The organism is Adonisia turfae CCMR0081, assembly GCF_011009555.1.
Lineage (GTDB): Bacteria > Cyanobacteriota > Cyanobacteriia > Phormidesmidales > Phormidesmidaceae > Leptothoe > Leptothoe turfae.
This window is the reverse complement of sequence record NZ_QXHD01000004.1, coordinates 2,154,532-2,177,153: the sequence shown is the minus strand read 5'-3', so window position 1 is coordinate 2,177,153 and position 22,622 is coordinate 2,154,532. Positions and strand designations below refer to the sequence as shown.

The following is a 22,622-nucleotide window of genomic DNA, read 5'->3' as shown; positions in this document are numbered from 1 at the left end:
AGTAACAGCTAGGCTTTAGATGGCCTAGCTATCAAATTCTGGGAATTCGCTATCTGAATCACTATCTAGTGTAGAGGATACCCCTGACAGGCTGGATTCAAGTTCCATTCGCTGTTCCATCTGACGTAGGAAGTATCCCGTCATCATGGCTGAAGCCAACAACCCCGCCAGGTTTTCACGGTCAGTTGTCACCTGCACGTTAAACCCTTCCGACGGCAGCACGCCAATGAGGCCCTGAACGTTTTGAGAGATGATTTGCTTGATCTCACCGCTCACGGATTGGGCCACGCGAGTAAGAACCTCAGGTGGCTGATGCTGTAGGTACTTCAGTAATTGATTGACCTGTGCATCGTCAGAACCCATGCCGATAAATTGGGCGCTATCAGGGTTAAACATAAATGGTTGTGTATTTCTTCTAATTACCTTAGCGTGATCAAGCCGATTTCAGCTAGCACTTCCAAGAAGTTCAGTGTGAACGACATATCTTAAACATGCCCCATCACATCGCTTGATTTAACGATATCTTAATTGACTACTAGCCTTAGTGAACTTTTCAAGTCTCTGACAGAGCCATTGGTTCAACTGCTACACTCACCTCTGAAAGAGGGTTTGGCACTGTTTCCGTCTCTGTTTCTATGGTTGAATCATCATTTGTGTTGGCGGATGTTTCCATCGAGGTTTCACCAGGCTCAGACGTATCATTTGTGACGTCAGGTAAATTAATCTGTGGAAGTTTATCAATCTCAAAACGCTGATAAAACTTTTCGGTCACTTGTAACCAAAAAGATCGTCCATCGGATTGACGACGGCGACGAACCAAGCCTTGGTCAACTAAATCGTGCACATGTCCATAAGCCCCTGACCCACGCAAGTCAACCAGGTCGGTCTGACTGAGAGGACCTTTCATTGCGATCGCGGCCAACGTCCGCAATGCACCCAAACCAATATCTAAAGGAATCAATTCATCGAGTAGCGGCTTAAATGGCTGACGCAACTGCAAGCTATAGCCATTTTCAGTTTCAGAAATTTCCAATGCTCCCTCTCGATGAGAATAATCTCCCATCAGCTGGATCAACCCTTCCTCCGCAGTCGCCTTATCACACTTGGCATACTCGGCAATCTGGGCAATGGTTAAGGGTTTGGCCTTAAGGTACAAGATTGCTTCAATGGTGTGGGACAAAGACGCCATAGTCATCAATACCTACAAACGTGGGTCAAGGATAGCAAACGCAGGCATATCCTACCCCCATTGGCCGTAGAGTAATCGCCGATCACAGCTAAATTCTTGGTTTGGAGTGTTGAATTTGGCATCAACACTCAACTCAAAATTCAACACTCCCCAAACCAATCAGCTTTACTTAATTAGTTGCCATACGAGTCAGTAACACCGGACAGGGAGCATTGATACGCACATAGTCAGACAAAGACCCACCTAGCAACCGATCAATATCAGGTAAGCCTTTAGCAATGGAAGGACGCCGGTCAGGGGAACCCAGAATCAGTAGATTCACATTGAGCTCATCAGCCAATACACAAATACGCTGACCCGGTTTACCGGCTGGAGCCAAACAACGATAGTTGATACGATACCGCTTTGCTTCAGCGATGGCAGGCGCTAGAACTGGATCAGTCTCTGGATTTGCGTTAATGGCCTCATCAATGGAGTTACGCAAGTTTGATAGCGTATGAACAAAGATCAATTCACTGTCCTGGATATCACGGGTGAGGTCGATGGCAACTCTCAGCGACTCTTTTGCCATATCAGATTTATCTAGGGCAACCAAGACTCGCTTAATGGGTCGAATGCTATATATATCATCCTTCACCAGTAGCATGGGGCGAGAGGATAGCTGAAACACATACTGACTGACCGAGTTTTTGAAAATTGCCTTTAGACCACCGAGCCCACGGGAGCCCATAACAATTAGACTGGCGTCAATTTCATCAGCGACCTTACACACCACATCTTTAGGATCGCCCTCTCGTAGCATAGGGGTTACCTTCGATGCTTCGATACCCAAGCGTGTCACCGTGTCTGACAACTCTTGTTCACTGTCAGCACGCTGATCACCCATGTCGTTGGAAGCTGTTTGAGGCGGGATAGCCTTTAATACAGTTACCTGCGCTCGCTGAATCATGGGGATTTCCAGCAGGGCCTTAAACATTGTCTCAGTGTTGCCTGGGCCGGAGCTGGCCAACAAAATCTTCTCGATCATTGACTAAATCCTATTGGATAAACTCTCAAGGATGTATAAATATCTATGATAAGCACCCTGTTTTCATAAACTTGATCAGGGTTCACAATTCGTAGTTTGACAGTCAACTTATTTATGACTAACCGCTGGTTTGACTATGGTTTTCGAGTACAGCCTCATCACACCGACTATGGTGGTATTGTCTGGCATGGCACATATGTTCAATGGATGGAAGCAGCCCGGGTGGAGTGTCTTCGTGCCCTGGAATTTGCATTCGAAGACTTTGTCAAAGCAGGCTATGACTTACCTGTCATCGACCTGCAATTACGTTATCACCAACCCCTGATCTTGGGAGCCAAAGGGTTGGTTAGAACGCGATTAGATATACAACGCAGTGTCAGACTGAATTGGCTTTATGAAATTTACGATACGACAGAAGACGCACAAAAACTATGTATTACCGGTCAAGTATTGCTGGTTCCTATAGACATCAGCAAACGAAAAATTGTCCGGCGCTTACCTCCTGAGCTCCAGCCTATGTTGGACTCACTATATCAATATTTTGTAGATTGATGGACCACTAGTACTGCACTACTGCTCACTGCTAGCCAACTCTTCCAAAGCTATACCCGCAACACGACAGGTGCGCCAATCATTGAGCATCACGGCACCTTTAGACCTATAGAAATCAATGGCAGGCTGATTCCAATCCAAAACACTCCATTCAAAACGGCCGCACCCTTTAGCCAAAGCTGTCTGGGCGAGATATTGAAAAATGGCAGTACCGATACCTCGACGGCGATATCCAGGCAAAACGAAGAGATCTTCTAAATAAATACCTGGTTTCATTAAAAACGTAGAGAAATTAAAAAAATAAAGTGCAAACCCAGCAGGTGCTCCATCAATACGCGCAACAATCGCGTGGGCTTTAGGACTGTCGCCAAAGAGATATTTTTCTAAATCTTCTGGCGCACCACTCACTTCATGGGCCAGATTTTCATATTCCGCCAGAGCCATAACAAGCTCAAAGAGTAATGGAATATCATTGCGGGTTGCGGGGCTAATAGTAATGGGGGCTACCATTGAGCAATTAATCAAAAATGGGTGGAGACACAACTACTTTGAGACAGCCAAACGGCTCGTAACGCGGCCGATAACACGGTTCGCTGCTATGACACCAAAATGTCGACTATCACGGGCTTGCGGCTCACTTGTATTATCGCTGATCAGGTATACACTACCGTCATAGAAGATTTCGCCGACCCGTTTTATGAGGAGCAATACAGCAGAGTTATCAGGTGCAACAACCTGACTAGTGCGTACTTGGGCGATGGCAATATCACCAACCTGCACTGCTCCTCCCATCTTGGCTAAAATCGTATCTCCAGGCATCAGCGTTGGCACCATAGAATTCTCACGAACCACAAACCGTCGCCGTCGCCCTGATAGCCATTGAATATACTCCTTCCATCCGGCACTAGGCAGTACACTTTTGTGTACCTCACGTGATGGGCTATACCCATTTCCCCTTTTACGACTTACCATTCACAGCCTTTGGTTTTGAATACAAAAATCCCGCAAGGGAAAGACCCTGCGGGATTGCTATAGAAACATGAGCTACATAGCTACTAGCTAGCGGTATACCAAGCCACATCACGCCCCTTAGTTGCCCAGAAGATGGTGTGGATCTTCTCAACAGCAGCCATGAGCTCTTCAGCATGCTGCTGGCTGACCTCTACCTTGCAGGCAGAGCAAAGTTTTGCCGCCTTCCAGAAAGTATCGTGCAAATCAGGATAGGACTCTAAGTGCACGGGCTTAAAATAGTCAGTCCATAGAATCAGGAGATCATCCTTAGTCTTTTGAGCCTGCTCTTCCTTGATCGCGATGTAGCGAGAAAGAGTGTTCGCGTAGACTACTTTACCAGCGGCATCTGCTGGCTCTTCAAGGGCCAAAATTTTCTTAGTCATCGAGAGCACAGCTTCAGCGGTGATGCGGGCAGCAGAGGGATCATAAACACCACAAGGGCCATCACAGTGAGCGTGGACCTCAGTAGCAGGGAACCAAGCGTTTAGTAATTCAATTGCGTTGTTGAGCATAATCACCAATCGATTCAATAGTTGATGGGGCTTCTGCTAGAAACTTCGCCGGCAAGATCGTTCAGCGAAATCGTCCAGCGAAATCGTCCAGCGCAGTTAACAGTATACTGCCGTTTTCCCATCCCTCCATGGGGGATAGCAAAGGATGTATAAGGATTTATATTGTAATATTTATAATATTTTTGTACTAACCTCAGGGTAAACTCATGGGTGAAAATATAAGTACTTTTAAGCGGAACCTTGAGGCATCAGAATTTAGCATATTGGCTACGCTGGATACGTTATTCAGTAAGAACATCAGCTTTCTTACTCATACTGACAAGTTGCGATAATTTAGCCACTCAATTGGCCGATCCCAACGCCCATCTTCCCCCCTGTGTCGAGCAAAATTGTGACTGTGGTGATTTTGTCAGTCAAGACCTGGCGCAATTAGTCCTTAATGACATTCAGGGTGACCCCCATAATTTGGACGGTGATGATAACGGTCGCGCTTGTGAACAACTGCCTCAAAGTACACCAGCATTAGACTGGGAAACTTATTTTTCTAACAATCCCCATATTGCTCTGGGCAATCCTAGCCACGCCGGGCAAGAAAATATTAATAACTATTTAATTGATAGAGAGCAATATGTTCTGGCTTACAGTCAAAGTCGAGGTGTATTGCGTTGGGCTAGTTGGGTCTCAAGTCGCGACTGGATTGGTAGTACCGAGCGACAAAACAACTTTCGCCCGGATGGCATTTTACCCAAGGGGACATATAAAGTAGCCCCTGGAGACTATACCAATAGTGGTTATGATCGTGGGCATATGGTGCCTTCAGCGGATCGTACAGCTAGCAAAAAAGATAACTCGGCAACATTTTTAATGACCAATGTTTTTCCTCAGACGGCTGAGAATAATCGTGGACCCTGGAAAGAGCTGGAAAATTATTCCCGTGACTTGATCTATCAGCAAAATAAGATCCTGTATATCGTTGGTGGAGTCTATGGTCAAAAGGAACCTATTGCTAAGGAGCGAGTTATCCCTCCCAGCCGTACCTGGAAAGTGATTGTGATTTTTGACGATGAACCAACTGTGGATAACGTTTCTTACAACACTGAGATCATCGCTGTGGATATGCCTAATAACAAGCGTCTCGATGATCAATGGCAAACGTATCAAACCTCTGTTGATCGAATTGAGCTTGCTACAGGTTACGATTTACTATCGGATGTTCCTGAGGCTTTACAAATTGAGCTTGAGGCTAAACTAAGTGCCCATTAGAAATTGCAGCCCTTTCCACACCGCTGACAAATACGTTTAACTATTGCTAAGATGCTGCCTTAGAAACGCTATAGTTCTTTGCCAGGCAAGGTCTGCCGCGTCAGCGTTGTAACGGGTGCCAGAAGGATTCGCAAACGCATGATTGGCTCCTTCATATATATAGATATCAGTATCTTTGCCAAGGTTCTTGAGCGCTGTCTCAAATGATTGAACTGTGTCGGGAGAGGGGTTGGTATCCAAAGCGCCAAAGTGTCCTTGAATTGGCATTTGTAAGGGTTCAAGGGTGGTTAGATCAGTGGATAGTTGGCTGCCGTAATAAATCACAGCCGCGTCAAGATCTTCAGGTAGCGCCAGGGCTGCATTGAAAGACCAGGACCCACCAAAACACCAGCCAATACTGCCAACCTTAGGGGCCTGTTGTTCATTGGTAAGATAGTTATGGGCGGCTATCACGTTTTGAGTCAGCCGATCTGAGTTTTGAATAGCCGCTTGCACTAAGGTTTTAGCTTCATCGCGGGTTTCTGCTACCTGCCCATCGTACAGATCAACAGCTAAGGCGGCGTAGCCTTCAGCAGCAAGGCGACGGGTCATGGTGCGAATATTGTCGTTAAGGCCCCACCATTCTTGAATCACAATTAAGCCTGGTAAAGGTTCAGTGGCCTCTGCGGGCTTAACAAGATAGCCTTCAAATGGAATGCCATCAAGGGTTCCATAGGTAACATCCTGTGCCGTTATAGTCTCAGCTGCAACATCTTTGGCTGCAGGAGACGCCACTGGAACATCGTCGTTGTGGAGTTCTGCTATGGCCTCGCTTTGGTCATTAGCAGGAGTTTGACTAGACGAAGGAGGATTGATCAAGGTACAGCTAAAGGCGAATAGAGCTGTCACCAGGGCAAGACCCAACAGTTTGCGCATTGTTGCTAACGCGAGAGTAACGCTTAAAGAGTAATCGATTTTTCTAAAGATAACCTGAGAAACATGGGTTGAACCGTGTCAGGGCAGGTACGCACAAGGCGAGTAGGCACAAGGCCGTCCCCTACGGGATGGGCACCGTGTCTAAAAGCTGGGCAATGATGGGAGCGCTTTTGTGGCCGCCACTGGCAATGATTCGATGGGCTAAAACAGCTGTGGCAAGGGTCTTGACATCGTCGGGTAGAACATAGTCTCGATCTTCTAGAAAGGCTAAGGCTTGGGCTGCGCGATAGAGAGCCACTGTCCCTCGTGGGCTAACACCAAGGGCAACATCCTCATGGTCACGGGTGGCACGCACCAGATTAATCATGTACTGCTGTACGGAGTCTTCGACCCTGACCTGCTGACACTGCTGTTGCAGACTGTGCATTTCGTCTAGGGTAATGCAGGGCTCTAGATCAGTTGGTTTAAATGGCTGGGTCAAATTTTGCAGCATCTTCAGTTCTTCTTCAGCACTGGGGTAGCCCAAGCTTAGGGATAGGGCAAAGCGATCCATCTGGGCTTCAGGCAATGGAAATGTTCCTTGATACTCCACAGGATTTTGGGTTGCAATCACGAAAAACGGTTCGGGTACCGGGCGAGAAACGCCGTCGAGGGTCACCTGATGTTCTTCCATCACTTCGAGTAGTGCTGACTGAGTTCGCGGTGTCGCACGATTAATTTCATCGGTCAGTAGTATGTTGGCAAATACTGGTCCTGGCATAAACTGAAACGTGCCGCTGCTGGGGTTCCAGATATTTGTGCCAGTGACATCGCTGGGCAGTAAATCGGGTGTGCACTGCACCCGTTGAAATTTTCCATCAATGCAGCGGGCTAGGGACTTTGCTAGTAAGGTTTTTCCCACTCCAGGGACATCTTCGAGCAGAACATGACCACCGGATAAAAGTGCCACCAGCACCAGGCGAATGGGCTCTTCTTTGCCAACAATGGTTTTATTCAGGTTCTGAACGATTTGGTCGATGCGATCGCGCATGGTTGCCCTTAGTGAACTGCCTACAGCTTACCCACACAGTTCAAGGTTTTGGAATGATGTAGCTCACAGGCAAATGTTTTTAGAGAACTTTGCCCCATGCCACCTACGGATGACGGGGGGCGTTGCATTGCCTACAATAAAAATGTACTAGGTCGAGGTGCGCCACAAGGTAATAAACGCGATGACCATTGAGTTTCAGTTTCAGCCAGAGAAGGCAATAGCAGCTGCAGCCCTGTTATTAAAGTGCCATGGTGAACCGATAAAATATCTTGGGTTGCTCAAGATGCTGTACATTGCCGATCGAGTCGCGTTGGCACAAATGGAGCAGCCGATTACGGGTGACCATTATGTGTCCATGGACTATGGTCCGGTCCTTAGCGGTGTTTATGATTTGATCAAGGGGCAACCCGTTGATGACGCGCTACCTCTGTGGTCCAAATTTATCTCTCCCCGTGAAGACAACTGTGTTTCTCTGCTTGAAGATCCAGGCAATGGAGAACTTTGTGAAGAAGAAGAAGAGATCCTTCAACAGGTGTATAACACGTTTGGTCATTTGGATCCTTTTGAGGTCGCCGAGTGGACCCATGATTTACCTGAATGGAGCGATCCTGAAGGATCAGCCATTCCCATTGTGGTAGAAGAGATTCTTAAAAATCTGGGCAAAAGTGATGCTGAAATTATGCGCATTCAAGACGATGTTACGCGCGAGGCCTATCTCGATCAAGTTATAGAGGATGAGGGTTAAATGGCTAGCCTCTCTATTCGTCTCGGCGATGCGTTTTTAATTAAAACACCGCCGAAAGGGAAGCATTTGTATATTGCGATCGCAAAAACCACTAAAACTCGACACCTATTTGTCAGCGTCAATAGTCGCCAACCCAAGTCAGAAACTGTCTGTATTCTCAAACCCGGTCCTGATGTGCCAGACTTTATCATTCATGAATCGGTTGTTAATTACCGATTTGCCCGTGAACTAACAGTTAAGGAGTTAGCCAAATTGCTACCCATGGGACATCGCACCCATAAAGGCTATTGCTCTAGAGCCGTACTCCAACACATTCAAGCCGGTGGATTAGCCTCGAAACGGTTGAAGAACCGCTATAAGCTTGCCCTTAAAGATTTTTTAGAGATGTAGTGCCACAAATTTCGTAGTCCCCTTACCCAAGATCAGCTCATGATTCAGCGTACCCTCTACGTCATTGCTGTCCCCAATCTTGAAATCTCAGCCCCTTTCTACCGCGATGTTCTGGGCTTCACCATCGAAGACATGGGGGACCCAGGCTGGCGGATGTATAGGCGTGATGGCTGCCGCATCATGGCTGGAGAATGCCCCAATGCCATTCCGGCAAGAGAGCTAGGCGACCATTCTTATTTTGCCTACTTTGTTGTGGATGATGTGGACAGTGAGTATAACAAAGTGACAGCTCACAATGTGGAGATTGTAAAACCCCTACGCGATGAACCGTGGGGCATGAGAGAGTTTGGTTTACGCACCATTGATGGTCATCGTCTGATGATTGGGAAAGATTTGGATGAATAAATAAGCTAACAATAAAACCCTACACCTGGTAACGGTCGTGTCTCTTACCTTTTAACCTTGCAGTGGTTTGGCATCACCTTCTCTCCAGAGTGCTTCAAAGGAGAGTTGTAAGGTCTTTGCTAGCCCTGGATGGGTAACACTCAATGCCGTAAAGCTGGGAGAACTGACCACCGGGTCCTGCAATGACAGTAGCGTCACCCGCTCATCAAACAGCTGCATTTTAAACGGCACTTCTGCAACAAATCGTACCTGTTGCCCCCAGTCCTGGCACTGGCGGATAAAGTCACGACTGCTAGGATCTTGCCACACATTGTGTTCGTAAATGGTGCGATAGGTAATGCCTTGTTTCAGGGGACCTTCCACGAGTTTTAAGCCATCTTCATAGCTAAGTAGAGAGGGATAGGTAAAAAATACGCAAATGCTATGTTCAGCGGCCTGGGCCAAATGGCTGCCTCGTTCATTAATGTGGTTGGGATCTGACAATACTTCGACATAGGCCAGGGGATCTTGATTGCGATGGCCTGCTGCATAGAGTGGGGCTAGGGCGGCCACCATTGCCTCAGACTGTTGTTGCTGGCGAGATAGTTCGGCTGCGTACTGACGCTGTTTAGCTTGCACTAGTCCCGGTAAGGCCTGGGTCGGATCAACGGCCTGGAATAGGCGTTGTCTGCCAGAGTGGCGTTCGAGGGCAAGGTTGCGATCGCATAACCCCCGTAACACATCATAAATTCGCTGCCGAGGCACCTTTGCCTGGGTTGCCAGTTGAGATGGGGTAAAATCCTGCCGTTCTAGCAACGCTAGATAGACCGCCGCTTCATAGCGGGTCAACCCCAGATTCGTCAGATTTTCTAACTGCTGTGCATCGCTCATCGTTCTGCGACAGGAAATGACACCACTGTTCAGTGGTGCTATTGTAGAATCCTGTCAGTCATCACACAAGTAGCATTACCAACCATGAGTATCACCACGCTTCAGCGCCCTGCCGAGGCCAAATTCGCAGCACCTAATTTTCTGCCGACGGCTTATTTTCGCAATCAGTTTGTCCCCTTTGACCAAGCTCGAATTTCTATCGCCACCCATGCACTCCACTATGGCACCGCTGTTCTCGGCGGCATTCGCGGTTTCATCATTGACGGAGAAGCGTTGATTTTTCGTCTTGAGGCCCACTGTCAGCGCCTGAGCAACAGCGCTAAATTTATGGGCTACCACCTTTCCCCAGATGCACTTCAAGCAACACTCATTGAATTTGTACAACGCAATCAGCCTGCTACAGCCTTCTATCTCAGGCCGTTGATTTACACGTCTGGGCTGGGTGTCGCTCCTCGATTTCACCAAGTCGAAAAAGATTTACTAATCTATGGTGTACCCATGGGAGATTATCTTGCCCGCAATGGTGTGCGCTGTCGCATTAGCTCTTGGGCACGGCAAGAAGATCGTAGCCAGCCCCTCCGAGGTAAAACCACCGCCGCCTATATTGCCTCAGCCCTCGCCAAAACCGAAGCCGTAGAATCCGGCTTTGACGAAGCCATCCTGATGAACTCCCAAGGTAAGGTCAGCGAAGCGTCTGCCATGAATCTATTTCTGGTGAGAAATGGCCAGCTGATTACCCCAAGCTTTGACCAAGACATTTTAGAAGGCATCACCCGCGACAGCATTCTTACCATTGCCGAGAATTTAGACATACCAGTCATAGAGCGGCCTGTTGATAAATCTGAGCTTTTTATTGCTGACGAGATTTTTCTCTCAGGAACTGCTGCTCAAATTACACCTGTTTTGAGTATTGAGAATTATGATCTTCCCTCAATGCAGCCCATAACCCATCAGCTTCGGGAAAGTCTTCAATCGATAACGCTCGGGAAAGAGCCGCACTACAATAGTTGGCTCACAAGAGTAAACGTTTAAACTTGGTGCAACACTCAGGTATGCTGCTCAAATCAGCAGTGATCAAAGAGGGAGACAACAGACTAATAGTAGGATAAAGATTCTGCTGTTTGCTTGCTCTTATGCTCACGAATATTCTGATCATTTTGGCGTTAATCATTGCCAATGGCGTGTTTGCCATGTCTGAGCTGGCCATTGTATCAGCTCGCAAGGTGCGCCTAGAGCAAGCTGCTCGCAACGGTGATCGTCGTGCCCAGGCGGCCCTCAAGTTATCTAAACGTCCCGATAACTTTTTCTCTACGGTGCAAGTGGGCATCACCCTGATCAGCATTGTCAGTGGTGCCTTTGGAGGCCAGGCCCTGTCAGCCCCTATGGCCGCCTTGATTAATAAGATTCCTGGTTTGGGGACCTATGCCAATACCCTGGCTTTTCCGCTGGTGGTTGCTATTATCACCTATCTATCACTGATTTTAGGGGAGCTAGTGCCCAAACAAGTGGCGCTGACCATGCCCGAAGCCATTGCAAAAGTCATTGCTCGGCCCATGGCGACCCTCTCAAAACTAGCCGCTCCCATTGTTGCCCTGCTTAGCTTTTCAACCAACCTAGTGGTGCGCGTCCTGAATATTCAACCCGACCGTGGCCCCAGTGTCACGGAAGCAGAAATTCGGGCCTTTATTCAACAAGGGACTGAGGAAGGCACGTTAGAGGTCGCTGAACGGGAAATCATGGAACGGGCGATTCGACTTGGAGACCGCCAAGTTACCTCTATCATGACGCCACGCCCTGAAATCATGTGGCTAGATTTAGAAGATACTGCCACAGAAAATCAACGCAAGATTATTGCCAGTCGCTATCGTCGTCTACCCGTATGCCAGGGTAGTTTAGACAATATTCTCGGTCTGGTCAGTGTTAACTCCCTATTAAATCGAGCCCTGAACCAAAATCCTTTAGATTTAACCGTAGATCTGGAACAGCCCCTGGTGATTCCAGAAATATCGCGATCGCTACCCCTACTCGAGCAGTTCAAACGTTCGCGTGTGCACACCGCTCTTGTGGTTGATGAATATGGCGTCATTCAGGGATTAGTCACCCTGTGGGATATTCTGGAAGCCCTCGTGGGAGATGCGCCATCTCTGGACGAACCTGGCGATCAGCCGCGCCAACGGGAAGATGGATCCTGGCTACTCGACGGCATGATGAATATTGAGGATGTCTATTACTGTCTTGAATTAGGAGACTTTTCTGATAAAACAGTTAGCTACTATACCCTGGGGGGCCTAGTGATTCACCAACTTGGGCGCATTCCCACAGCAACCGATCGCTTTGATTGGAATGGATTCGTCGTAGAAGTGATGGACATGGACAGTAATCGGGTGGATAAGGTACTAATCACACCCAAACGTAATCCCTGCGAAGATGAAGGATGACGGCACCATCTCTCCAACCCTAATCCATAGATTCTATGGATTAGGGCTGGAAAACCTGACGTCCTCAGCCGACCTTAGCTTCTGCAATGTTCTGTTCTGTTTCTCCTAAAAGGCGTTTGATTTTGGCCAATAACTCACCAAATCGAAACGGCTTATGCAGACAGTCATCGGCTCCCAGCTCAATCGCTCGAGCGCAGTCGGACTCTCCAAGGGCTGTAATAATCACAACCGGTGGAGACTGATTCATTTTGCGTAAATTCATTAATACATCAAATCCATCGAGCTCAGGCAAACCCAAATCTAAAACGATCAGGTCGAAAGACTCAGAAAGAGCTATATCCAGAGCCTGGCGACCATTAAACGCTGATTCAGGCTGGTGATGCTGTCTCCTAAGTCCCTTTTCTAAGAATGTGACGATTCGAGGTTCATCATCCACAAGTAAAATCTTGGCCATATTCAGAATTTAATATTCGTTCACACTGTGCTACTGTTCAGCATGCTAGACGATATTAAAATCTCGATGATACAGCGATGAGAGCTTATTCATGTTTCAAACGGTAGCCTAACCCTCTAATGGTCTCAATGAAGTGGCGGCCCAGTTTTTTGCGTAAATAGCCAATATACACATCAACAATATTGGAGCCTGGATCATAGTCGTATCCCCAGACGTGATCCAATAGTTGTTCTCGACTTAAGATTTGACCAGGATGGCGCAGAAACGTTTCAGCAAGAATAAATTCTCGAGCTGACAATTTAATCGAGCGTCCTGCTACACGTACTTCGCGAGAATGCAAATTTAGTTCAACCTCTCGGAATCTTAGGATGTAAGTATTAGATGTGTCGATGTGGGTCTGTTGGAGATGGGCATTGCGTAGACGAGCTTGGATCCGCATTAGCAATTCTTCAAACCGAAATGGCTTGGTCAAATAATCGTCAGCACCCCGCTCAAACCCAGCGACTTTATCGTTAATTTCATGACGAGCAGAAAGAATAATAATTGGCACGGAGATACCTTGCCCTCGAAACTCATCCAGCACAATTAGACCATCTTTATTCGGCAACCCTAAGTCGAGGATGATCAGGTCAAACTGTTGGTGGAGGGCAAGTGCGATCGCATCGTCCCCATTATCTATAATGGTTGGGGTATAGCCATTTGCCCGCAGCCCTTTCTCCAGGAAAGATGCCACGCGGGGAGAGTCTTCGATAATCAAAATACGGCTCATAGCAGTTATAGGGCAAGGTTGAGAAAGAGAAAACATTGGCAATAAGACCCCAATTGCTACAAAACCGTATCTTAAATAAGCTAGAAATATCTCTTAAATAAGCTGGAAACATCCTAGTTCGCTTCTAAAATCAATCGATTATGGTGAGGTTGAACAGGTCGGGCAGTTTCACCTAAAACAGCGATAAATTGCTCTAGCTGGGTAATAGAAAGAGTAATCGGATCTCTCATAATAATCCACGTAACACTTTCACTGTAGGGTGGCTCTGTCCAAGAACCTGAATAACGGTAGTAAGCCCTTAGGTTGTCAGGTAATAATTGAGCAGCATCAATCGCTACATTGTCAAAAGTCTTTTTGAGCCCTGGTGTGGCAGGCATATGGTCCCAGATACTTTGCATCACAGGATTACCTTCCCCAACTTCAACGAATACTCCTACAATTACAACGTGCTCACCATAGCGGTGCACAAGTTGAACTTCCATCGCATAGGGCATACCAGCGACAACATGTTCGCTCGGAGCCTGGAAATGCACTTCCTCTAACGTATACAGCTGTTCATCCAGGGTCAGCGTACTACCAAATCGATAATTAACCTGAATAGTATTACCATTGTGCACAACTGTCAGAGGAACAGAATGATAATCGTACTGTAACGGAGTTAAATCCACTTGAATGGTGGTTTGGAGTTCAATGGGAGACTGTCGTTGCTTGTCAGGACATGGCCTGATTGCTATCCCTTTATATGATGAGTAATAAGATCTCTGATTAATAAGAGTGCCAGCAATAAAAGCGCCAACAATTCCCAAAATTATTAAAAAAGACTTCATCCAGTGATGACACAGTAAATGCTTAGCTGATAGCCACGACATAGATAGAAAGCTCCATATAAAGTACCTCTCTCAAGAGAGACGACAGCGAGGAGCCATCCTAAAACTATTGATTAAAACGATCTTGTCCGTTGAAAACGGACAAGACTATTTATAAAGGTTATGGGGTGGAGAAAAATGATTCACAGCCAACTTGAATAAACAGCTCCCATAGCAGCCATGCTGCATGTGCTCCATTACTATGGCTTAGACATGATGATTTGTAATACTATCTATTGACCGTTTCTATGGTTCCAGTGGATAGTCTGCCAGATATCCACCTGGCTATCCGCAGATGGCACAGGCTTAAATCAGACCTTCACGAACGGCTTTGGCGGCAGCTTGCACTCGGTCATCAACACTGAGTTTATTCAAAATAGTACGCACATACGCCTTAATGGTGCCTAAGGATAGGTAAAGCTGATCGGCAATCTCTTGATTTGAACAACCTTCACTAATCAGTTGCAAAACCTCACGCTCGCGATCCGTAAGCATCGAAGGTGCTTTATCTTGAGCGGGAACCGGGGCTGTCGTTGATTTCAACATTGAAGAAAGCTTGTGGGCAATCTGCGGCGCTAAATAGGTGCCGCCGCCCTGGATCAACCGTAACACTGCTATTAACTGCTGCCATTCAATACTTTTGAGACAATAGCCATCTGCCCCCGCTGCCAGCATACCCACGACCTGGCTATCTTTACCGAAAGCACTCAATGCCAGTACTCGACTCTCCGATTCTGTTGCTTTAATGGCTTGAGTTGCTGAAATACCATCCAGAATAGGCATTTCAATATCCATTAAAATAATATCAGGCTGTAGTTGAGCTGCTAGCTCAATAGCCTGCTGACCGTTTTCAGCCTCGCCGACCACTTCAAAGTCATCTTCTAAGCGAAACTGTCCCGATAAGCCACGCCGCATTAGGGCATGATCTTCTACCAAAAGAACACGAATAGGAGCAGTTGCCATAGTTACCTCGAAACGTCAACCAGACTCCAAGCTGGGGACATCACATGTAAGGGCATTCATCGGTAGCATAAACCAAAAGGTAGCCCCCTTACCTGGAATACTCTCTACCCAAATTTTACCGCCATGGGCCTCGATAATTTGCCGACAGAGGTAGAGGCCCAGACCAGCTCGTCCTTGACGGCCTGCAACTTGAGAAAACCGATAAAACAACAAGCCGATCTCTTCCTCCTTAAGACCTGGTCCCTGATCACGTACGGCTACATACACACTTAAATCATGCCGCGATGTCACTGCAATTGAAACCGGCTTCCCTGGCTTACTCAGCCGTACAGCATTATCGACTAGGTTTTGCAAAACCCTTTGAATTTCGATGGCATCACCGTACACGACCGGAATCTTAGACGCGATGTTGACCTCTAATACACATTTCCCTTCCGAGCTATTTTGCTCCCAAACAATCACCCGATTACAAATTTTATCCCAGTTCAAAGGTTCACAGTTAAGTAGCTGACTACCCCCCGCTTCATAGCGACTAATATCTAGCAGTGCCTCCACTAGCTTAATCAAGTTATCGTTAGCTTCACGATAGTCTTCTAACAAATCTTTGAGCAAATTACTCACTGGACCGAATGCCCCTCCAACAATAGCGTTGAGGGTACCACGGTTAGCCAACAAAGGAGTCCGTAAATCGTGGGATAGTGTACCGATTAAATCTTCTAGCTGTTGATTGCGTTGTTGAATCCGTTCTTGCCGTACGCTGATCCCCTCAGCCATACCATTCAGCGTAGTTGCCAGGTCTCCCATCGGATCTTCTGACACATGCTGAATTCTCCTATCCAATTGACCATGCCGCCAGTTATCCCCGACCCTTATAAGTTGTCTTAAAGGTGTGAGAATACGACGGCGTAGCAGAATTAAGTTCAGTGCACTGCCAACAACAATTAGCACAATGGCAGTACCACTGAGGCCTAAGCCCCAAACATTTAAGCGATTTAGACGGTTTAGTCGCTGATTCTGTGCTTCTAGGATAGACTTCTCATACTCTAGAATGCGATTGACTGCTTCCCTCAGAGTATCTAATGAACTTTCCTCCGCTAAGCTATTTCGATCAAATGAGCCATCGACAACCGGCTGTGCAAATTTTCGTAGCCACTGATTATGAAAGGTTTCAATCAGCGATAGAGTACCCTGCTGAGATGGATCCTGAGCTAAAAGGGTTGAAAGAGTTGCCAAACTTGATTCAAACTGTTGACGTCCAGCTTGATACTGTTGTAAGTAATCCTCATTTTCGCTAAGCAAATATCCACGCAGGGCCACTTTTTCTTCTAAGGCAGATCTCAGTAGGCGCTCGCTTTCACGCTTGATTTCAACGGTCTTAGTAATCTCTTGGGAGGTTCGTTGTCTGGCAACACTCACGGCTACACTCAGCACTTCCTGAGCTAATAGCAGGACAACTAACACCGTAAAGCTGGCATAAAACGGTGCAAATAAGCGCTTTCTGAGAAAAGATAAGTCCAATGGCTCAGTTCGTTAAGGATTCAGTATTAGTCATCCAACTTTGCCAGTATATGAGGTTATATGGTCTTCTAGTCATCTTTATCAAGGCAGTATACGTTTCTGACATCAAGGCGATTCAATGCAAACGATTCAAATCATGAGAGCAATCTCATGATGATCTTAATGCTTTCTTAGATGCAATGGGTCTAATAAAAGTTAGGCTCAGCGGCTTATTTTGGATAGTAGTCGCTGTCGAAGCAACCAGCGCATCTGCCCCCATAGCCAGCTTTGCGCTGGTTTTATTCCACACAGAGCATTGTCAACATAGGTGGTACTCCTTAGCCGTCGAGATGCTTTGCTCAAAAACTCTTGATAGGCCCTACGCACATCCCACAACGGCTCGCTAGACTATTAGACAAGCGCTTCATGGGGGCCTATGGCAATAGTAAAACGGCGCGATCTTGACTATGTGGTGATTACCCTGCTCATGGGTAGCAGCATCTACGTTTTTATCACCGGACTCATCGCCGATACAATGGGGCTGCATCACTTTGGCTTTCACAGTCAGGTGGGGTATTTGTGGGTCACCCTAGCCACAATTCATCTCATCCAAACCTGGACTCGGGTTAAAGCCTTTATGCGCAATCGATTGCGAGATCGCCCTCAAGAACCTTCCCTAACCAAAGTTCACCCTAAATCAGCAGCCACAGGCCAATCAACAGCCACAGGCCAATCAACAGCCACAGGCCAATCAACAGCGGCCCCACCTCTTCCCCCTAAACAAGTCGTCTTACCAAACAGCGGACGCCGTAATCTTCTTTTGTTTATTTTGGCCATCGCCACTGGCATTGGCTTTGAGCGTTTTATTTCCCCTTCAGAACCCGGTGGCCTCTCTGATGTCAATTCTGATGTCAATCAGGATATAGGGCAGCTTTACCATAGGTGGAGTCAGCCTGGATATGGGGAAGCCATTGCCACTATTTTCAATTGGGGACAAGCGCCATCACTGTACAAGATTTATCCAGATGCCCAGCAAATTGAACTGCCCCAATTTCCCCTCTCAGAGGAATCATCACCTACTACGCTGAATCTAGCGACAACTTTAACCACTCGGAGATCGCGCCGTAACTACAACCCCCAGAGCCAGATATCGCTAGATACACTTTCCCAATTGTTATATCTAGCTCAAGGCATCACCTGGGATGAGCGAGAGTTTCGGACAGTGCCCTCTTCTGGAGCGCTCTATCCTTTAGAAATTTATCCGATTGTCCACCGCGTCGAAGGATTAGAGCCAGGACTTTATCACCATGCTGTGGAGCATCATCGGTTAGAATTGGTACAATCTGGAGACCTCCGTCAGCCACTTATCAGAGCAGGCTTAAACCAAGAGTTTCTGGGCGAAGCACAGGTTTGTTTTGTGATCTCAGGCATTTTCCAACGCACTCGCTGGAAATATCACGAACGCACCTATCGCTATGTCCTAATGGAAGCCGGACATCTAGGTCAAAATTTATATTTAGCCGCTACAGCCTTGGGGCTTGGTGTTTGCGGTGTTGGTGCTTTCTTCGACGATGCACTCAATGAATTATTAGGTATCGATGGTATAGAAGAAGCAGCCTTATACTTAGTGACTGTAGGAAATATTGCATAACCGCTGCATGTATGCTGTTAAACAGTGCTACTCTCTGATTGTTTAAGGCAACTGATGATTATCTGACAGCAATAAGTCGACAGCCTTGGACATACTGTCCAGGGGTTACCCCAAGCATTTTTTTAAAGTGTCGATGCAGATGACTTTGATCGGCAAAGCCAGTCGCTAGAGCTGCTTCAGCAATGGGATGTCCTTCAGCTAGAAGGGTTTTAGCCTGATGAACACGCACATGATTGAGGTAAGCATGGGGAGGTAAGCCAACCTGTTTCCTAAATGCTCTCAGCAAACGAAATGGGCTTAAGTTTGTCAGCCTAGCTAATTCGTCCAGTGAAATATTACGGGTGTAGTGACAGTGAAGATACTCTCGGACCTGTTGAACAGAATAATTTTCTTTGCCAACAGATTTTATCTGGGGACGATTGCTGGCATATCCATGCACTAGCTGCGTTAAGCCCCATAAAAAACGAGATTCTTTTTCTAAGGATGAGGGAGATGTTTCGAGCGTGCGATGGAGATTAACTAACTTTTGATTAAGGCACTTATCTTGGATAACAGGAGATGAAAAGTAGGGAATTGCCCCTGAACATTCACTCAACTCTTTGGCAGCCTGCTGTAGCCAATCGATAGCTGGCAAAAGCGTTCGATAGGTCCACCCTGTCTCTAAGACCGCATGCCCCGTATGCATTTCACCAGGGTGAGTAATCACCACACTCCCAGGGGGCGCAATATGACTGGCACCACGATAGTCAAACTCCATTGCGCCTGACTCGACAATGGCGATGCCAAATCCCTCATGGGCATGACGCGAGAAAGCGTATGTCACATACGTGGCATGGAGCATTTCTAAACCACGCAACGCCGGATCACGCCAAAACTTAACACGTTCTTTAGGGGCTGCTCGACGACTCATTGATAGATACACACACATTTAAAGACTCAGTGTAGCGATAAGATCTATCAAGCAACCTGCTTATTGTAGATTTGCTTCGACCATTAAATACTCATAGGAAGACCTGGCTTATCGAGACATGGGACCTGGTAAAAGGTGAAAGGGGTTGAAATTTGTATGGCGATCGTAAAAGTCTTCGTTTTCTTGGTGTTTTAGCCAGCCGGTTAATCCATAGGTGATGGGGGTAAAGAGAATTTCTACACCGCACTTAAAGATGTAGTTGGACACAACTAGAGTCACCATCAGGCTGGGAGGAAATAGGCCCCAGAATGCGATCGCAATAAATAATCCTGTATCCAACACCTGGCCCACCAGCGTAGACGAAATCGTCCGCACCCATAGCTGTCGACCTTTGGTCGCCACCTTCAACTTGGCTAAAATAAACGAATTGGAAAACTCACCAACGACATAGGCAATCAGGCTAGCCATAACGATCCTTGGTGTCAGCCCCAGGATCTGATCATAGGCCTCTTGGTGGGGCCAATCTGTAGCAGCAGGTAGCGCCCCCACCACCATAAACGTGACAGACATAACCAGTGCAGCCATAAATCCCGTCCAGATTACCTTGCGGGAACGAGCATAGCCATAAACCTCAGTCAGGATATCCCCAAAAATGTAGCTGAGAGGGAATAGTAATGTGCCACCATCAAAGGTAAAGATGCCAAAATCAACAATTTTGGTCGATGTCACATTAGAAATCAACAGTACTGTGACAAACAGAGCGGTAATGGTATCTAAGTGTCTAAAGCCACGCATTGGATGCTGAGGAACAGGTTTGGTCATGGAGTCTAGGCAATAATCTGGATGCAACCCACTAGTTAAGGATACTAGGCGATACCATACCCCTATGGCCAGTACTTAAAATAGAAGTGATGCCTGACTTCATTTGGGAGAAGCTAGACTGTAAAAACCAGCCAATTGGTGGCTTAGGTGCCTGGAGGGCCAAGGTGCCAGGCGGTTGGTTGGTGGCCATTCGCTGTGGTGGTGGCGAGGGTAGCGGCATCACCTTTTATCCAGATCCTAACCATGAATGGGATGGCGGTTCTCTTGATTCTTAGGGTATGGGCATTTTAATTTCAGCTGTCCTGCCCATCGCACTGGTGGCACTGGTGGGTGTTTGGGTGGGGCGTATGTTTACGCTAGAGCGGCAAACCTTAGCACGGTTGAGCATTTATGCGTTAGTGCCAGCGCTTGTACTGCACAGCTTAGCTAAAACAACATTGGAGTTAGGCAATGCGATCGCAATCCTCATCGCCTTTGTTCTCCACACCACCGTACTCTATCTACTTGCTGTCACCCTGGGTAAAGTACTCAAGTTCTCATCAGATGAGAAAAAGAGTTTAATCGCCACAACAATCTTTGCCAATGTGGGTAACATGGGTCTTCCTTTTGTTTTATTCTCCCTAGGAGAAGCCGGACTCGAACGAGCCATTGTTTACCTGGTGGGCTCTAGCCTGATGACTGCCAGTGTCTTCCCTATAGTGCTCAAAGGAGAGGAAATTCTTAAAGGCTTACGCTATACCGCGTGTTTACCGGTTTTGTGGGCTGCGATCGCAGGGCTTATTTTACAAGGCACAAGCACCGTACTGCCCATATCGATCGATCGAGGTGTCACCCTTTTAAGTGAAGGCGCGATCCCAGTTGCTCTATTAATGCTAGGCATTCAGCTGTCGGAAACGCCGTTTGTATTTGGCCGTTACGAGCTCATGGGGGCAGGACTACGATTAATCGTGTCACCACTGATAGCAGTTAACATTGCTAACCTAGTGGGGCTCACTGGTATTGATCGCCAAGTTGTTATCTTACAAGCTGCTATGCCTGTGGCAGTGAATTCGTTAATCTGGGTGATCGAACTGGGCGGGGACACAGTGCGAGTTGCCAGAACCATTGTCGTGTCCACATTACTCAGCCTAGGCACACTCCCTATCGTGCTGTGGCTAAGTAACCGGTGATGTGGAGATATTCAACATTTCTTTTGCTGTCACACAATCTTTGACAATTTGTTCTTTTAAGGCATCCAAAGACTCAAACTTCTGTTCAGGTCGAATAAAGCTTTCTAAACCAACTGTTAGAGTCTCTCCGTACAAATCCCCTTCCCAATCAAATATATGCACCTCGACACTCAAATCCTGACCTGCAACCGTAGGGCGATTACCGATGTTCATGACACCCAGCAAAGGTTTCTGATTTGGTAGAATGCCAAATACTTTAACGCTATAAACGCCCTGGCAAGGAATAAATTTATCGCTTGGCAACTTGAGGTTAGCGGTTGGGAATCCAATTGTACGTCCTAACTGCTTTCCTAAGGTCACTTGCCCGCTGAGGGCATAGGGTCGCCCCAGTAGATGATTGGCTTTGGTTAGCTCGCCCTCCGCCAGAGCTTGCCGAATGCGGGAGCTGCTGATGCGTCCTTCGGCATCATTGTGCAGCGGGATAATGGTAACTGGGATATGGTGACGGGTTGCGATCGCATACAGCAACTCAGCATTCCCGCCACGCCCTTTACCAAAGTGAAAGTCGCTCCCCACACTAATATGCGTCGCCTGCAAATCCTGAATCAGGATCTTTTCCACAAACATCGCCGCATCCAAGTTAGCCAATGCCGCATCAAACGGCAGTAGCACGAGTTGATCTACCCCTAAACAGGCCAACTGGCGACTTTTTTCTTCCAGCGGCGTCAGTAATGAGCGCGACTGACCGGAAAAATACTCTTTGGGATGGGGAAAAAACGTAACTACCGACGCCCACTCAGCAAAGCCAGATTTCGATGATTCAGAAACAGACGCTACGCCAGGCAAATCACTATAGCCAGAGGCCGCAGCGGCCTGCAAACACATATCGTCAGCTAAGACCAAAGAGGGCAGACCGCCCTTATGGGTTAAAACAGGTTCAATAACATGCTGGTGACCGAGATGGACACCATCAAAGTTACCGAGGGCAATTTTAGTCGGCTTTTTAGCCGATGTAGGAGATGAAGTAATCCACACGCTTTACATTTTTACATAAAAATCTGAGCATAGCGCGGAATTGCGTCAACATGACTACCTCAGAAGTTTTATGAGGCGTTGCAAATCCTCGGTATGATTTCATTGCTCAAGCTCAGATTAATGAGCGACGTGATCGATT

General features: G+C 47.1%; 27 protein-coding genes. 10 read left to right on the top strand and 17 right to left on the bottom strand.

Annotated elements, in window-relative coordinates:
• Positions 1 to 24 precede the first annotated feature (24 nt).
• From DXZ20_RS13705 to DXZ20_RS13695, 3 genes are all read right to left on the bottom strand, one after another.
• A complete protein-coding gene (locus DXZ20_RS13705; RefSeq protein ID WP_163663486.1) occupies positions 25 to 396 on the bottom strand; it encodes a DUF760 domain-containing protein in 372 nt (123 codons plus the stop codon).
• A gap of 157 nt (positions 397 to 553) precedes the next feature.
• On the bottom strand, positions 554 to 1,195 hold the full coding sequence (gene scpB / locus DXZ20_RS13700; RefSeq protein WP_163698718.1) for an SMC-Scp complex subunit ScpB: 642 nt from the start codon (positions 1,193 to 1,195) through the stop codon (positions 554 to 556).
• A gap of 163 nt (positions 1,196 to 1,358) precedes the next feature.
• Positions 1,359 to 2,216, bottom strand: coding sequence for a universal stress protein (locus tag DXZ20_RS13695; RefSeq protein ID WP_163663482.1), 858 nt, complete (start codon positions 2,214 to 2,216; stop codon positions 1,359 to 1,361).
• A gap of 114 nt (positions 2,217 to 2,330) precedes the next feature.
• On the opposite strand from DXZ20_RS13695, the gene DXZ20_RS13690 reads away from it, so the two are divergent.
• A complete protein-coding gene (locus tag DXZ20_RS13690) occupies positions 2,331 to 2,768 on the top strand; it encodes an acyl-CoA thioesterase (protein WP_006518324.1) in 438 nt (145 codons plus the stop codon).
• 18 nt (positions 2,769 to 2,786) lie between these two features.
• Here the strand turns inward: DXZ20_RS13690 and DXZ20_RS13685 are convergent, their stop codons facing one another.
• The 3 genes from DXZ20_RS13685 to sodN all read right to left on the bottom strand — a co-directional run bounded on the left by DXZ20_RS13685 (position 2,787) and on the right by sodN (position 4,291).
• Complete coding sequence (locus DXZ20_RS13685) at positions 2,787 to 3,278, bottom strand: GNAT family N-acetyltransferase (protein ID WP_163663478.1); 492 nt, start codon at positions 3,276 to 3,278, stop codon at positions 2,787 to 2,789.
• A gap of 33 nt (positions 3,279 to 3,311) precedes the next feature.
• The gene (locus DXZ20_RS13680; RefSeq protein WP_163663476.1) at positions 3,312 to 3,740 is read right to left on the bottom strand and encodes a S24/S26 family peptidase; all 429 of its coding nucleotides are present in this window, start codon (positions 3,738 to 3,740) and stop codon (positions 3,312 to 3,314) included.
• A gap of 83 nt (positions 3,741 to 3,823) precedes the next feature.
• Positions 3,824 to 4,291 (bottom strand): superoxide dismutase, Ni, encoded by a 468-nt coding sequence (sodN, locus tag DXZ20_RS13675; RefSeq protein WP_006518321.1) that lies wholly within the window; start codon positions 4,289 to 4,291, stop codon positions 3,824 to 3,826.
• Between the two features lie 345 nt (positions 4,292 to 4,636).
• Between sodN and DXZ20_RS13670 the strand changes: the two genes are divergently transcribed.
• Positions 4,637 to 5,554: a DNA/RNA non-specific endonuclease gene (locus DXZ20_RS13670; RefSeq protein ID WP_250565752.1), complete on the top strand. Its 918-nt coding sequence runs from the start codon at positions 4,637 to 4,639 to the stop codon at positions 5,552 to 5,554.
• 36 nt (positions 5,555 to 5,590) lie between these two features.
• On the opposite strand, the gene DXZ20_RS13665 is transcribed toward DXZ20_RS13670, so the two are convergent.
• Together DXZ20_RS13665 and DXZ20_RS13660 are read right to left on the bottom strand one after the other, a co-directional pair.
• Positions 5,591 to 6,469 (bottom strand): dienelactone hydrolase family protein, encoded by an 879-nt coding sequence (locus DXZ20_RS13665; protein WP_163698716.1) that lies wholly within the window; start codon positions 6,467 to 6,469, stop codon positions 5,591 to 5,593.
• A 121-nt stretch (positions 6,470 to 6,590) separates the two neighbouring features.
• Entirely contained in the window at positions 6,591 to 7,499 is a 909-nt protein-coding gene (locus tag DXZ20_RS13660; RefSeq protein ID WP_163663472.1) for an AAA family ATPase, read from the bottom strand.
• A 181-nt stretch (positions 7,500 to 7,680) separates the two neighbouring features.
• Here DXZ20_RS13660 and DXZ20_RS13655 point away from each other — a divergent pair, with 181 nt between their 5' ends.
• Genes DXZ20_RS13655 through DXZ20_RS13645 form a run of 3 tightly spaced genes read left to right on the top strand, consistent with a single transcriptional unit; the run spans position 7,681 to position 9,039 of the window.
• A complete protein-coding gene (locus tag DXZ20_RS13655; protein WP_163663470.1) occupies positions 7,681 to 8,244 on the top strand; it encodes a Panacea domain-containing protein in 564 nt (187 codons plus the stop codon).
• Positions 8,245 to 8,634 (top strand): hypothetical protein, encoded by a 390-nt coding sequence (locus DXZ20_RS13650; protein WP_163698714.1) that lies wholly within the window; start codon positions 8,245 to 8,247, stop codon positions 8,632 to 8,634.
• 39 nt (positions 8,635 to 8,673) lie between these two features.
• Positions 8,674 to 9,039 (top strand): VOC family protein, encoded by a 366-nt coding sequence (locus DXZ20_RS13645; RefSeq protein ID WP_163663466.1) that lies wholly within the window; start codon positions 8,674 to 8,676, stop codon positions 9,037 to 9,039.
• A gap of 51 nt (positions 9,040 to 9,090) precedes the next feature.
• Here DXZ20_RS13645 and DXZ20_RS13640 read toward each other — a convergent pair whose 3' ends face one another.
• The gene (locus DXZ20_RS13640; protein WP_163663464.1) at positions 9,091 to 9,909 is read right to left on the bottom strand and encodes a TrmB family transcriptional regulator; all 819 of its coding nucleotides are present in this window, start codon (positions 9,907 to 9,909) and stop codon (positions 9,091 to 9,093) included.
• 84 nt (positions 9,910 to 9,993) lie between these two features.
• On the opposite strand from DXZ20_RS13640, the gene DXZ20_RS13635 reads away from it, so the two are divergent.
• Both DXZ20_RS13635 and DXZ20_RS13630 read left to right on the top strand, forming a co-directional pair.
• On the top strand, positions 9,994 to 10,941 hold the full coding sequence (locus DXZ20_RS13635; protein ID WP_163698713.1) for a branched-chain amino acid transaminase: 948 nt from the start codon (positions 9,994 to 9,996) through the stop codon (positions 10,939 to 10,941).
• A gap of 101 nt (positions 10,942 to 11,042) precedes the next feature.
• The gene (locus DXZ20_RS13630; protein ID WP_163663460.1) at positions 11,043 to 12,347 is read left to right on the top strand and encodes a hemolysin family protein; all 1,305 of its coding nucleotides are present in this window, start codon (positions 11,043 to 11,045) and stop codon (positions 12,345 to 12,347) included.
• Positions 12,348 to 12,411: 64 nt separating this feature from the next.
• Here DXZ20_RS13630 and DXZ20_RS13625 read toward each other — a convergent pair whose 3' ends face one another.
• The 5 genes from DXZ20_RS13625 to DXZ20_RS13605 form a co-directional block, all read right to left on the bottom strand.
• Positions 12,412 to 12,801, bottom strand: coding sequence for a response regulator transcription factor (locus DXZ20_RS13625; RefSeq protein ID WP_163663458.1), 390 nt, complete (start codon positions 12,799 to 12,801; stop codon positions 12,412 to 12,414).
• 85 nt (positions 12,802 to 12,886) lie between these two features.
• Positions 12,887 to 13,570 carry a response regulator transcription factor gene (locus DXZ20_RS13620; protein WP_163698711.1) on the bottom strand — a complete coding sequence of 228 codons (684 nt, stop codon included), beginning with the start codon at positions 13,568 to 13,570 and terminating at the stop codon, positions 12,887 to 12,889.
• Positions 13,571 to 13,683: 113 nt separating this feature from the next.
• Positions 13,684 to 14,439: a carbonic anhydrase family protein gene (locus tag DXZ20_RS13615; RefSeq protein ID WP_163698709.1), complete on the bottom strand. Its 756-nt coding sequence runs from the start codon at positions 14,437 to 14,439 to the stop codon at positions 13,684 to 13,686.
• A 303-nt stretch (positions 14,440 to 14,742) separates the two neighbouring features.
• Complete coding sequence (locus tag DXZ20_RS13610; RefSeq protein ID WP_163663452.1) at positions 14,743 to 15,399, bottom strand: response regulator; 657 nt, start codon at positions 15,397 to 15,399, stop codon at positions 14,743 to 14,745.
• A 15-nt stretch (positions 15,400 to 15,414) separates the two neighbouring features.
• Positions 15,415 to 16,917: a sensor histidine kinase gene (locus DXZ20_RS13605; protein ID WP_163663450.1), complete on the bottom strand. Its 1,503-nt coding sequence runs from the start codon at positions 16,915 to 16,917 to the stop codon at positions 15,415 to 15,417.
• A 415-nt stretch (positions 16,918 to 17,332) separates the two neighbouring features.
• Here DXZ20_RS13605 and DXZ20_RS13600 point away from each other — a divergent pair, with 415 nt between their 5' ends.
• Positions 17,333 to 18,547, top strand: a complete 1,215-nt coding sequence (locus DXZ20_RS13600; RefSeq protein WP_163698707.1) for a SagB/ThcOx family dehydrogenase — start codon at positions 17,333 to 17,335, stop codon at positions 18,545 to 18,547.
• Between the two features lie 58 nt (positions 18,548 to 18,605).
• Here the strand turns inward: DXZ20_RS13600 and DXZ20_RS13595 are convergent, their stop codons facing one another.
• Together DXZ20_RS13595 and DXZ20_RS13590 are read right to left on the bottom strand one after the other, a co-directional pair.
• Complete coding sequence (locus DXZ20_RS13595; RefSeq protein WP_163698705.1) at positions 18,606 to 19,457, bottom strand: AraC family transcriptional regulator; 852 nt, start codon at positions 19,455 to 19,457, stop codon at positions 18,606 to 18,608.
• 108 nt (positions 19,458 to 19,565) lie between these two features.
• On the bottom strand, positions 19,566 to 20,279 hold the full coding sequence (locus DXZ20_RS13590; protein WP_250564904.1) for a queuosine precursor transporter: 714 nt from the start codon (positions 20,277 to 20,279) through the stop codon (positions 19,566 to 19,568).
• Positions 20,280 to 20,368: 89 nt separating this feature from the next.
• Between DXZ20_RS13590 and DXZ20_RS13585 the strand changes: the two genes are divergently transcribed.
• Together DXZ20_RS13585 and DXZ20_RS13580 are read left to right on the top strand one after the other, a co-directional pair.
• Complete coding sequence (locus tag DXZ20_RS13585) at positions 20,369 to 20,554, top strand: hypothetical protein (protein ID WP_163663444.1); 186 nt, start codon at positions 20,369 to 20,371, stop codon at positions 20,552 to 20,554.
• A 3-nt stretch (positions 20,555 to 20,557) separates the two neighbouring features.
• Positions 20,558 to 21,448 (top strand): AEC family transporter, encoded by an 891-nt coding sequence (locus DXZ20_RS13580; RefSeq protein WP_163698703.1) that lies wholly within the window; start codon positions 20,558 to 20,560, stop codon positions 21,446 to 21,448.
• Here the strand turns inward: DXZ20_RS13580 and DXZ20_RS13575 are convergent.
• The gene (locus DXZ20_RS13575; RefSeq protein ID WP_163663440.1) at positions 21,434 to 22,483 is read right to left on the bottom strand and encodes a bifunctional riboflavin kinase/FAD synthetase; all 1,050 of its coding nucleotides are present in this window, start codon (positions 22,481 to 22,483) and stop codon (positions 21,434 to 21,436) included. The genes DXZ20_RS13580 and DXZ20_RS13575 overlap by 15 nt on opposite strands.
• Positions 22,484 to 22,622 lie beyond the last annotated feature (139 nt).